Raw genomic sequence first — 11,788 nt, forward strand, 5'->3', positions numbered from 1 at the left:
GTAGGGTGAGTGAATGAACAGTGTGGACGGGACCCCCGAAGGGCAGGACATCACCGCGGAGCCCGAGCGTTTCCTCAAGGAACCGGCGGACGGCCAGCGTGTCACCGTAATGCTTGCCGCCTTCGAGGGCTGGAATGATGCCGGCGAGGCCGCCAGCGATGCGCTGCACTATCTGAACAAACTCTGGGACGGCAAGAAGGTGGCCACGGTGGACGCCGAGGAGTACTACGACTTCCAGTTCACCAGGCCCACCGTCAGGCGTACCTCATCCGGTGCCAGGAAGGTCAAATGGCCCTCCACCCGCATCTACAAGGCGGCCGTTCCGGACAGCAACGTGGATGTGGTGTTCGTGCTCGGTACTGAACCTTCATACCGTTGGCGTGCGTACACCACCGAATTGTTGGTCCACGCGGAAGCACTCAAAGTGGACTCCGTCATTTTGATCGGTGCCTTGCTGGCCGATGTGCCCCATAGCCGCCCCATTCCGGTCAGCACCACCACGGAGGACAGTTCGCTGCGTGAGCGCCTCAACCTGGAAGCGTCCCAGTATGAGGGACCGGTTGGGATTGTGGGTGTGCTGGCAGAGTTTGCCATGCTGGCAGGGTTGCCGACGGTTTCGTTGTGGGCGGCAGTACCGCACTATGTTGCCCAGCCTCCCTCCCCCAAGGCCCAGCTCGCGATTCTGCACAAGGTGGAGGATCTGCTTCAAGTCCCCCTCGACAATCAGGCACTGGCCGAAGAGTCGGAGGCTTGGGAACGCGGAGTGGACGAACTCGCCACGGAGGACCCCGAAATTGCTGCGTACGTGCGGCAATTGGAGGAAGCCAAGGACACGGCGGATCTCCCGGAAGCCTCGGGTGAATCGATCGCACGCGAGTTTGAGCGATACCTGAAGAGGCGCGGCAAAGAACGGCCCTGAAGCACGGCTGATGCGAGGCGGCCCTGAGGTCCTGTAAAGACTGCGAACAAAAAGCAACGGCCCTGACAAGACGTCAGGGCCGTTGCTGTCTCCCGGGATGAGAAAGCCTAGAGTTCTACACCGAGCAAGGCATTAATGGCATCGGTAATGATTGCCTGGTCCTGTTCCGAGGTGTCACCCTTGGTGCGCAGAGCCTCCGCGGTCCACTGATCGACTGCGTGGATGGCTCCGGGTGCGTTGAGGTCGTTGGACAACTCGTTGCGCATAGCGGTAACCAGCGGTCCTGAAGAGCCCTCCGGAGCGTGAGCGAGGGCAAGGCGCCACTGCGAGAGCCGGTCCTTGGCGGCCTTGAACTCCTCATTCGTCCACGACCAGTCAGAACGGTAGTGGTTGGCAAGGATGGCCAGACGGATGGCTTCAGGTTCCTCTCCGGCCGCGCGGAGTTTGGAAACCAGAACCAGGTTGCCCTTGGACTTGCTCATCTTTTCGCCGTCCAGGCCCACCATGCCGGCGTGTGCGTAGTGCTTTGCCAACGGGACGCCGGAAAGGGAGTACGCGTGGCCTGCGCCCATTTCGTGGTGCGGGAACACCAGGTCTGAGCCGCCGCCCTGGACGGTAAATGGTGCCGGAAGGTACTTCTGAGCGATGACCGTACATTCAATGTGCCAACCGGGCCGGCCGTCGCCTAGCGTTGCGCCCGGCCAGCTGGGTTCGCCGTCGCGGGCTACACGCCAGAGCAGGGGGTCAAGGGCATTGCGTTTGCCCGGCCTCGCGGGGTCTCCACCGCGTTCGGCGAAGAGGGTCAACATCTCCGCCTCGCCAAGACCCGACACGTCGCCCAGGGTCCAGGCATCGGTGGCGTCCGAGCGTTTGCCGGCCATTTCGACGTCGTAATACACATCGCCATCAGGTTCACCGTCCGAACCCTGAACGCGATAGGCGACGCCGTCGGCGACCAGGCGCTCGATGGCGGGCACAATGTCCGGGATTGCCTCAACAGCACCGACGTAATGGTCTGGCGCCAAAACGTTGAGGGCGTCCATGTCGGTCTGGAACAAGTCGATCTGGCTCTGCGCCAGCTCGCGCCAATCCACGCCGGTAGCCGTGGCGCGTTCCAACAGGGGGTCGTCCACATCCGTGACGTTCTGGACGTAGGAAACGCGGATGCCGGCGTCACGCCAGACACGGTTCAGGAGGTCAAAGGCCACATAGCTGGCAGCGTGCCCCATGTGCGTGGCGTCGTAGGGAGTGATGCCGCAAACGTACATGGACTGCTCCGGCTGCCGTTCAACCTCCACCACACGGCCAAGGGCTGTGTCGAACAGGCGTAGTTGCGGCATGCTGCCGGGCAGCTCAGGAACAGGGCGGGAGGTCCACGATTTCACGACTCAACCTTAGTGCTAGGCGCTGATCACATTGAAACCGAGCAGGACATACAACGCCAGGCCAAGGAGGATCCGGTACCAAACGAAGAGCCTGTAGCTGCGCGTGGAGACGAATTTCAGGAACCAGCCGATGATGATGTAGCCCACGACAAAAGCGATGACGGTGGCAAGGGCGGTCTCAGGAAGCCCGTAAGGTCCGGACAATCCTTCGTTGGAAACTGTCTTGTAGAGCTGGTAGAGCCCGCTGCCGAACACTGCTGGAATGGCCAGCAGGAAGGAGTACCTTGCAGCGGCCTCGCGGGTGTAGCCCATCAGCAGGCCGGCGGTGATCGTGCCACCGGACCGGGAGACGCCAGGGATCAAGGCCATTGCCTGCGCAAAACCGTACAGGATGCCGTGCTTGTAGCTCAGCTGCGTGAGATCCCTCTCCTGACGGCCAGTGGCATCGGCAACAGCCAGGATCATGCCAAAGACAATCAGCATGGTGGCAACGATCCACATGCTGCGCAACACGGACTCAATCTGGTCTTGGAACAACAAACCCAGGACGATGATCGGCAGGCTGCCCAGGATGACCAGCCATCCCATGCGGGCATCCGGGTTGCTGCGCTCCACTTTGCCGGTGAGGGACCCAAACCACGCACGGACGATGCGAACGATGTCACGCCAGAAGTACACAATCACAGCGGTTTCGGTACCCAGCTGCGTGATTGCAGTGAAAGCGGCGCCGGGATCTGAGGCCCCCGGAAGGAAGGAGCCGACAATCCGCAGGTGCGCGCTTGAAGAGATCGGGAGGAATTCGGTGAGGCCCTGCACCAGGCCCAGCAAGGCTGCTTCTATCCAGTTCACGTGAATAGACCCTACGTCATGAAGTCTGGGAACTGCCCGTAAGCTAGCAGCTATGCAGCAGCGTTATGTCGGAAACAGCGGGTTCCGTGTGTCCTCTTTGTCCCTCGGAACCATGTCCTGGGCCCAGGAAACAGATGAACAGGACGCTGCAGAAGTGCTAAACGCGTTCGTTGCTGCCGGCGGCACTGTTGTTGACACCGCGGCGTCCTACGCCCAGGGGCAGGCTGAAGCGATGCTGGGGTCCATGTTGGGTGACGTGGTGGCCCGCTCAGAGCTGGTCATCTCCACGAAAGCCGGCGTGTCGTCGTCGGACTCCAGGCGCAGCATCAACGCTTCCCGCGGGGCGATGTTGTCCGCCCTCGACGCCAGCCTGGCCAGACTGGGTACCGACTACATCGACATCTGGTTCGCCCACGAGTGGGACGCCAACGTGCCGTTGGACGAAACACTGTCAGCACTTGAACTGGCCCAGCGCACCGGCCGTGCCCGCTACGTGGGAATTTCCAACTACAACGGATGGCAGACGGCAAAGGCCTCTGCCGTGGCCGGGTTCACCTTGGTGGCGAACCAGTCGGAGTACTCCTTGGTGCAACGCAGGGCGGAGCAGGAACTGATTCCAGCCGTTGAGGATGCGGGCCTGGGCCTCATGGCCTGGGCTCCCTTGGGGCGAGGGGTCTTGAGCGGCAAATACCGCGGGCAGATTCCGGCTGACTCGCGTGCGGCCCAGAGCCGTCTCGCTGCCTACGTTGAGCCCTACCTCGAGCCCAAAGCTTCCCGGGTGGTGGAGGCAGTGGCAATGGCTGCCCGCGGCCTGGGGCGGTCTCCCTTGGACGTTTCCCTGAGCTGGCTGCTCTCCCGTCCCGGCGTTGCGACGGCCATTGTCGGTGCCAGGAATGCCGTCCAACTCAAGGAAGTGCTGGACGCGCAGCTGACGGTTCTGCCAGCTGAAATTGCCCGCGCGCTCGAGGATGTTTCCGCCACGTAATGTGGTGCTATTGGCGGTCCAGGATGTCAAGGAGGTAGCTCCCATAGCCACTCTTGGAGAGTTTGGCAGCCTGCCGGCGAAGCTCATCATCGGTCAGGTAGCCCATCCGCCATGCCACTTCTTCCGGTGAGCCGATCTTCAAACCCTGCCGGTTTTCCGTGGTGCGGACGTAGTTTGATGCGTCGTTCAAGTCGCTGAACGTTCCTGTGTCCAGCCAGGCAGTACCCCGCGGGAATTTCTGTACGTGCAACCGGCCGAGTTCCATGTACTGGCGGTTGATGTCCGTGATCTCCAACTCCCCACGCGGAGAGGGCTTGAGGTCTTTCGCCATGGCAACCACGTTGTTGTCATAAAAGTACAAACCGGGGACGGCATAGTTGCTCTTGGGGACGGCCGGCTTCTCTTCAATGGAAACCGCCAGGCCGTCGTCGTCGAACTCCACCACACCGTAAGCGGACGGGTCCTTGACCCAATAACCAAAGATGGCGCCGCCGTCGACGTCTGCGTAGTGGCGCAATTGGTTGCCCATGCCTGGACCGTTGAAGATGTTGTCGCCGAGGATCAGCGCTACCTTGCCGCTTCCAATGTGGTCCTCCCCCAGGATGAACGCCTGGGCGAGACCATCCGGCGTCGGCTGCTCCGCATAGCTGAGGTTGATGCCGAACTGGGAACCATCACCGAGGAGCCGTTGGAACTGCTCTGCATCCCCTGGCGTGGTGATGACCAGGACATCCCGGATCCCTGCCAGCATCAGCGTGCACAGGGGGTAATAGATCATGGGCTTATCGAACACGGGAACCAGCTGCTTGCTGATTCCGAGCGTAATGGGATGGAGCCGCGAACCCGTTCCACCTGCAAGAACAATTCCTCGCAAACCAGCCGTCCTCACCTGTGCCCAGTCTCGCCGCGGACGGCTACTCTAGGGCCATGCAGAGAATCCTTGTCACCGGCGGGGCCGGATTCATTGGATGCAACTTTGTCCACTACATCATGGAGCACACCGGCCTGCATGTCACGGTCTTGGACAAACTCACCTACGCGGGCAGCATGGAATCACTCGCCGGGCTGCCGCCGGAACGATTCGACTTCGTCCATGGCGACATCTGCGACGCCGGCGTGGTGGAACCGCTGGTGGCTGACACCGACGGCGTGGTTCACTTTGCCGCCGAATCCCACAACGACAACTCCCTGCAGGAACCCCGCCCCTTCGTGGATACCAACCTGATGGGGACCTTCACGCTCATTGAGTCCGCGCGAAAGCATGGCACCCGGTTCCATCACATATCCACAGATGAGGTCTATGGAGACCTGTCCCTTGATGATCCGCACCGCTTTACCGAAGACTCCGTGTACCGGCCAACCAGCCCCTATTCGGCCACGAAAGCCGGCTCGGACCTGCTGGTGCGGGCGTGGGTCCGTTCGTTCGGTCTCCAGGCGACCATCAGCAATTGCTCCAACAATTACGGTCCCTACCAGCACGTGGAAAAGTTCATCCCACGGCAAATCACCAACATCCTGGATGGCAACCGGCCGCGCCTGTACGGCAACGGGCGGAATGTCCGGGACTGGATCCATGTGGAGGACCACTCGTCGGCCGTGTGGGCGATCCTGCAGGGCGGCCGCGTGGGTGAAACGTACCTGATAGGAGCCGACGGCGAGAGGTCCAACCGCGAGGTGGTGGAGTTGCTCCTTTCGCTCGCAGGTCAGCCCGACGATGCCTACGATCTGGTGACCGACAGGCCCGGCCACGACCTTCGCTACGCGATTGACTCCAGCAAACTCCGGAGGGAACTCGGCTGGCGGCCCCGGTATTCAGATTTTGAAGCAGGGCTGGCTGACACAGTGCAGTGGTACAAGGCCAACCACCATTGGTGGAGGCCCCAGAAAGCCGCCACTGAAACAAAATATGCCGGTCAAGGCCACTGACCCGTGGATCCTGCCCAGCAATTGCGCTCACGGAGCACACCCATCCCCGGACTGCTGTTGTTTGGGCTGCCCGTCCACGGGGACCACAGGGGCTGGTTCAAGGAGAATTGGCATCGGGAGAAGATGTTGGCGGCCGGGCTGCCGGACTTCGGCCCGGTGCAGAACAATATTTCCTTCAACGGTGCGCGAGGCACTACTCGAGGTATCCATGCCGAACCGTGGGACAAATTCATTTCGCTCGCCTCCGGACGGGTCTTCGGCGCATGGGTGGACCTTCGCGAAGGTCCCACGTTCGGGACGTTGTTCTGCGCGGAGCTGACGGCCCAGGATGCGATTTATGTTCCCCGCGGGGTTGGCAACGCCTTCCAGACCCTGGAAGACAATACGGCCTACACCTATCTGGTCAACGACCATTGGAGCGCGGAGGCACAGAAGGACTACACGTTCCTCAACCTGGCTGATGAACAAACGGCTGTCCCATGGCCGATTTCCTTGAACAAGGCAATTGTTTCTCCACAGGACAGAACCCATCCACGCCTGCCGGACGTGGTTCCGATGCTGGGCCGGCGCACGCTGGTCCTGGGCGCGGACGGCCAACTTGGTAAGGCCCTGCGAATGGCGTTCCACGGGGACACGACGGTGGAGTTCGCCGGCCGGGCAGATTTCGATATCACGTCCGAAGAGGCCTACACGGCGCGGGACTGGCGGAAGTACTCCACCATAGTGAACGCAGCGGCCTTCACTGGTGTGGACGCCGCAGAGACCGCAGAAGGCCGCGCAGCTGCCTGGCGTGTCAACGCAGGTGCGGTGTCCCGGTTGGCGCGTGCCGCCGTCGAGCATTCACTGACGCTGGTCCATCTCTCCAGCGACTACGTGTTCGATGGAACCGAAGACGTCCACTGGGAGGACGAAAGCCCGTCGCCGCTGGGAGTCTATGGCCAGAGCAAAGCGGCGGGCGATGGTGCTGCGGCAACGGTGCCACGGCACTACATCGTGCGGACCAGCTGGGTGGTGGGCGAAGGCCGCAACTTTGTGCGCACCATGGTTGGGCTGGCGGCTCGGGGAGCCTCGCCCGCCGTGGTGGATGACCAATGGGGCCGGTTGAGCTTCGCCACCGACATCGCCGCGGGCATCCGGCATTTGCTCACCACCAACGCCCCTTACGGCACGTACAACCTCAGCAACAGCGGCGAACGGCAGTCCTGGGCGGACATTGCCCAAGAGGTATATCGCTTGTGCGGGACGGACCCTGGCTTGGTAATGCCGGTCAGTACCGTGGCGTACGCCAAACCGGGCACCTCTCCACGCCCGCGGAGCAGTGTCCTGGATCTCTCGCGTATCCGGGACAGCGGTTTTGATCCACCCGCTGCTGCCCAACGCCTTGCTGACTATGTGATCGGTTTACAGACCTAGCGGAGTGCGCCAAAACGGCCTAAAGTTGCCCTACGGCAGCCCACAATGTGGCCGGGCCGGGAGACAACACAAGTGAACAAGATGGTCGGGCAGCGTCCGCTGTCTGCGGCGGTCCAGGCAGTGCAGCAGCCTTGGATCGCCGGCCCAATTGTTGTGCCTTGAGTTGATCCCGAATCCTGGAGAGCCCGGATGCTGCTGCCGAAGATCGCGCCCCGCAAAGACGTTGCCCCCCACCGTGCCTTGAACGTCAGAGGCACCGCAATGTTCCTGGCTCCCCACGGGCGGCCCGGGCGGCCGCCCGCGGTGCAACCTGCTGATGAGACCACGGCCAAGCCCACAAATCAGCTCATAGATCGGTGGGTGGAGCTCGGCGGAGCGCCGGTCAAACTGATGAACCATGACGACGCGCTGCAGGAGATTCTGGACCATGCAGCAGCCGTTGACGCGCGACCGTTGGGTGTATGCTCGGCCAACCTCGACCACATCCGGCACTTCGGCGCCGGCGGCCGCTGGGAGGGAACCCTGAACCAGAGGGCACCCGTTGAGTGGCTGACTTTGCTGGATGGGTCGCCCCTGGTTGCAGAAGCCCGGAGGCTTACCGACCGTTCCTGGCCGCGCCTGGCGGGCAGCGATTTGGTGGGACCCCTCTTGGACCTGGCCGGGCTACGGGGGCTGCGGGTGGGGTTCCTGGGCGGTTCACAGGAGGCCCAGAAACTCGCCCGTGAACGGTTCGCTGTGGAGCGCCCCGGGCTGGTGGTGTCAGGGTGGTGGGCGCCTGAGCGGCCTGTCCTCAGCGACCCGGAGGCATCCTCCCAACTTGCGGCAGCTATCGCTGCGAGCGGCACGGACATCCTGGTGGTGGGTTTGGGTAAGCCCCGGCAAGAACTCTGGATCGCGGAGTACGGGCCCCTGACGGGTGCAAAGGTGCTGCTTGCCTTTGGTGCTGTGGTGGACTTTCTGGCAGGCCGCATAAGGCGTGCTCCCGTCTGGGTGAGTGCTCATGGGCTGGAGTGGGCGTGGCGGCTGATGCTCGAACCGAAGAGATTGGCCCGGCGTTACCTGGTGGACGGGCCAACGGCTTACGTCACCTTGCGCAGGAGCAGCACAACGGCACCTGAATCGATGGTGCACCCTGCAGCGCCAGCCACCCCATCAGCCGTCCCGGAGCACGAGCCCAGCCGTGCTCCGGGGCAGTTCGTCCCGGTGGGCGTCCGTGCCGACGTCGCTGTGGTGGTGGTGACCTACAACAACGCCGATGACGTGGATCCTTTGCTGGCCAGCCTGCGGACGGAAACTGAAGGACAGACGATCAAGGTGGTGGTTGCGGATAACTCCCCGGACCAGGGCACCCTGGCCGCATTGTCTCAACATCCGGACGTGGTCACCGTTCCTACCGGGGGCAACTTGGGCTATGCCGGCGGCATCAATGCCGCCATGCGGGTAGCAGGCGCCGCTGACGCCTACCTGATCCTGAATCCTGACCTCCGGGTGGAGCCTGGTGCGGTGTTGGCCATGCGCCGGACGATGGCCGAGTCCGGGGCAGGGATGGTGGTGCCCGTCCTGCTGGATGACGACGGAAGTGTGTACCCCTCGCTGCGGCGTGAGCCGGGCATTCTGCGAGCGCTGGGTGACGCGGCGCTGGGTAGCCGGGTGCAGGGACGGCCGGGCTGGTTGTCGGAGATGGACTTTGATCCGGAGAGTTACCGGCATGCGCACCCGGTTGATTGGGCTACGGGTGCTGCGCTGTTGATCAGTGCCGCGGCTGCCGGCGAAGTGGGCGACTGGGATGAGCAGTTCTTCCTGTACTCGGAGGAGACGGATTATTGCCGGCGGGTGCGGGAGTCCGGCCGTCGGATTTGGTTTGAGCCGTCGGCCCGTATGTGGCATGAACGTGGGGGGTCGGGGACCTCAACAGCATTGACGGCGTTGATGGCCGTGAACCGGGTGCGCTATGCGGCGAAGTACTGTGGGCGTGCCCGGTTGCGGGCATTCACCGCGGTGGTGCTGGTTTCGGAACTCGCCCGGGTGCATAGGCCGGGGCATCGTGAGGCGGCGCTTGCGGTGGTTGATCGCCGGAGGTGGGGCAGGCTGCCCAAGGCGACTCGGCAGGTCTTTCCCGTGGGGGGTGGCGGGAATCCCCCTTCTGGAGCGGTGATCATTCCGGCGCATAATGAGGCGGCTGTTATTGCCAGGACCCTCGATTCTCTTCGGGATGCCCTTGCTTGGGGCACAGTTGAGGTCATTGTTGCCTGCAATGGCTGCACGGACAGTACGGCGTCCATTGCGTCGCGTTTCGCCGGGGTGCGTGTCCTTCATGTGGAGGCTGCTTCGAAGACAGCGGCATTGAACGCGGCTGACCAGGTGGCCAGCCTTTGGCCGCGGCTCTACCTCGACGCGGACATAGAGGTCAGTGCGGATGCGTTGGGTGCCGTTTTCGGGGCTCTCCAGGAGGGGCCGTTACTGGCTGCGCGTCCTGCGTTCCGTTACGACACCCGTGGCGCATCACCGCTTGTACGGTCTTATTACAGGGCTCGGAGCCGTGTACCGGCGAATGCCCGGGGGTTGTGGGGGGCGGGGGTTTACGCCCTGAGCAGGGAGGGTCATGACCGTTTGGGTGCTTTTCCTGACCTGACCGGGGATGACTATTACGTTGATCGGCTGTTCAGCGGGGTGGAGAAGTCTGTTCTGGAAACTGAGCCTGTGGTGGTGAGGACCCCACGGACACGGGCGGCCTTGCTTGCCATCCTCCGGCGGACGTACCGCGGGAATGCACAGCAGGATGGTTTTGCCGGCGGGCAGTCAACGTCGCGGACCTTCCGGGAGCTGTTGTGGTCCGTACGGGGGCCTCTGACTGCAGTTGACGCCGTTGTCTACGCTGCCTTCGCCGTTGCCGGACGCCGTCGTGGGTTGCTGGGCCGGAAGCCGGCGCCCGTCTGGGAGCGGGATGAAAGCAGCCGCTAGTCAGAGGCCGCAGCTCCCGCCTCCTTCGATGCGGTAGAGGTGGACGGCGTTGCCGTCGGTGAAGGTGTCGGTGAAGGTGCCATCGACGATCGGCAGGGTCCGGTCTTCGTCAAGAACGACGGCGGTGCTTCCGCCGCACTTGCTGTGAAAGGTCGCCGGCCCGCCTGTCGCCTTGTTGGCACCGGCGAAGATGTAGACCTTGCCTTCGTGGAGTTTTGTGGTGAAGTCCACGGGCCCGGTGGCTGTGGTGGCGCCGTCAAGGAAGGGGCCGTTGAGGACGGGTGCCAGCCCGGTGATTTGTTGGTTGAGTGCAGTTACCGTTGGCCGGACTTGCACTCCGCAATCGCGGAGGACGTGCTGGGAGATGCAGTCTCCCCCGAAGTTGTGGTTGAAGTAGATCACTCCCCTGGCTCCGTGGATCAGGCTGCTCCAGACTGCTGCGCGGATCTGGGGGGCGGTGATGGTGGTGGCGTTGGCTGAGTCTTTGAACGGGTGCCCGGCTTCCACAAAAGCCCAGATGGGGGTGGTGTTTCCGGCTTTTTGGAGGGTTCGAATGCGTTCAATGGTCCAGCCGTAATTTGCGGCCAGCCGGCATTCGTCCGGGGTGAGGTCCCGGGTATAGCCGATGATCGCGCCACCTTCACCTTTGGCGCAGATGCTGGGGTCGGTGAACCAGTAGGTATCCGCTGATACGACGTCCTGGATGCCTTTGAAGAACTCCACGGATTCCTCATCGGACAGCCAGAAGGCCACCCCTTTGCCGTAGTTGGCGTACAGCATTGCTCCCTGGGGTGATACGGCCCGGCGTTCTTTCTGCACGGTGTACCCACATTTGCTCTCTTCAGGGGTGCAGAGAGGACCTTCCCCTGGGTACTTGCCCGTCCAGGGTGTCCTGCCTGGCCCGGCCCACATGTCCACTTCATCGCTGAGTGCGAAGCCGGAGGCATCCGGGGATGCGAAGGTGGGGATGGCGTACATGCCCGATGCGCGCACCAATTGCAGATCGGAGTTGGCCGTCAGCTCCACGTAGGTGTTGAGGCCGGCTGCAGTGTCCAGGGCTATGTTTCCCTGATCCAGGACACTTTCGAACCATACGGCGATGGGGAAGAATCCCGGGTCGGCAGGCAGGCCGTTCTTGAAGGTGCCGTAGTAGTCCGGGCCGCCGTCCACGGGCCTCAGCGTGACTCCGTCATAGGATGCGGTAGGCCCCGTAGTGCCGGTTACTTTGTCGTCCGGCACGTTGGCACCCATGAAAGGCGGAACCCCGCTGGCAGCGGCAACTGCAATCACGATACTGGCCAGGACGGTTCCGCCCAGGATGCCGGCTGTCCTTGGTTTCACGGACTACCT

The 11,788-nt window shown here is 62.8% G+C and carries 9 protein-coding genes; 5 read left to right on the plus strand and 4 right to left on the minus strand.

Annotation, left to right across the window (positions count from 1 at the left end; all coding sequences use genetic code 11):
- Positions 1-13: 13 nt before the first annotated feature.
- Positions 14-919: a PAC2 family protein gene (locus BLW08_RS07260; protein WP_090821452.1), complete on the plus strand. Its 906-nt coding sequence runs from the start codon at positions 14-16 to the stop codon at positions 917-919.
- 107 nt (positions 920-1,026) lie between these two features.
- Here the strand turns inward: BLW08_RS07260 and mshC are convergent, their stop codons facing one another.
- Together mshC and BLW08_RS07270 are read right to left on the minus strand one after the other, a co-directional pair.
- Positions 1,027-2,304, minus strand: a complete 1,278-nt coding sequence (mshC, locus tag BLW08_RS07265) for a cysteine--1-D-myo-inosityl 2-amino-2-deoxy-alpha-D-glucopyranoside ligase (RefSeq protein WP_091324121.1) — start codon at positions 2,302-2,304, stop codon at positions 1,027-1,029.
- Between the two features lie 15 nt (positions 2,305-2,319).
- Positions 2,320-3,153, minus strand: a complete 834-nt coding sequence (locus tag BLW08_RS07270) for an undecaprenyl-diphosphate phosphatase (protein ID WP_090821448.1) — start codon at positions 3,151-3,153, stop codon at positions 2,320-2,322.
- Between the two features lie 52 nt (positions 3,154-3,205).
- Here BLW08_RS07270 and BLW08_RS07275 point away from each other — a divergent pair, with 52 nt between their 5' ends.
- The gene (locus BLW08_RS07275; RefSeq protein WP_090821446.1) at positions 3,206-4,138 is read left to right on the plus strand and encodes an aldo/keto reductase; all 933 of its coding nucleotides are present in this window, start codon (positions 3,206-3,208) and stop codon (positions 4,136-4,138) included.
- Positions 4,139-4,145: 7 nt separating this feature from the next.
- Here BLW08_RS07275 and rfbA read toward each other — a convergent pair whose 3' ends face one another.
- Positions 4,146-5,012: a glucose-1-phosphate thymidylyltransferase RfbA gene (rfbA, locus tag BLW08_RS07280; protein ID WP_090821444.1), complete on the minus strand. Its 867-nt coding sequence runs from the start codon at positions 5,010-5,012 to the stop codon at positions 4,146-4,148.
- A 53-nt stretch (positions 5,013-5,065) separates the two neighbouring features.
- On the opposite strand from rfbA, the gene rfbB reads away from it, so the two are divergent.
- The 3 genes from rfbB to BLW08_RS07295 all read left to right on the plus strand — a co-directional run bounded on the left by rfbB (position 5,066) and on the right by BLW08_RS07295 (position 10,438).
- Complete coding sequence (gene rfbB, locus BLW08_RS07285; RefSeq protein ID WP_091324123.1) at positions 5,066-6,064, plus strand: dTDP-glucose 4,6-dehydratase; 999 nt, start codon at positions 5,066-5,068, stop codon at positions 6,062-6,064.
- Between the two features lie 3 nt (positions 6,065-6,067).
- Positions 6,068-7,477 carry a sugar nucleotide-binding protein gene (locus tag BLW08_RS07290; RefSeq protein ID WP_091324125.1) on the plus strand — a complete coding sequence of 470 codons (1,410 nt, stop codon included), beginning with the start codon at positions 6,068-6,070 and terminating at the stop codon, positions 7,475-7,477.
- A 189-nt stretch (positions 7,478-7,666) separates the two neighbouring features.
- Complete coding sequence (locus BLW08_RS07295) at positions 7,667-10,438, plus strand: WecB/TagA/CpsF family glycosyltransferase (RefSeq protein WP_091324126.1); 2,772 nt, start codon at positions 7,667-7,669, stop codon at positions 10,436-10,438.
- On the opposite strand, the gene BLW08_RS07300 is transcribed toward BLW08_RS07295, so the two are convergent.
- Complete coding sequence (locus BLW08_RS07300) at positions 10,439-11,779, minus strand: hypothetical protein (protein WP_091324128.1); 1,341 nt, start codon at positions 11,777-11,779, stop codon at positions 10,439-10,441.
- Positions 11,780-11,788 lie beyond the last annotated feature (9 nt).

This window comes from Arthrobacter sp. cf158 (assembly GCF_900106835.1).
In the GTDB taxonomy this organism is placed as follows: domain Bacteria; phylum Actinomycetota; class Actinomycetes; order Actinomycetales; family Micrococcaceae; genus Arthrobacter.

What these genes read in the sequence shown, in the direction of transcription:
- rfbB (WP_091324123.1), top strand. Translation starts at nt 5,066, where the DNA reads ATGCAGAGAATCCTTGTCACCGGCGGGGCCGGATTCATTGGATGCAAC.
- BLW08_RS07260 (WP_090821452.1), top strand. Translation starts at nt 14, where the DNA reads ATGAACAGTGTGGACGGGACCCCCGAAGGGCAGGACATCACCGCGGAG.
- BLW08_RS07275 (WP_090821446.1), top strand. Translation starts at nt 3,206, where the DNA reads ATGCAGCAGCGTTATGTCGGAAACAGCGGGTTCCGTGTGTCCTCTTTG.
- BLW08_RS07295 (WP_091324126.1), top strand. Translation starts at nt 7,667, where the DNA reads ATGCTGCTGCCGAAGATCGCGCCCCGCAAAGACGTTGCCCCCCACCGT.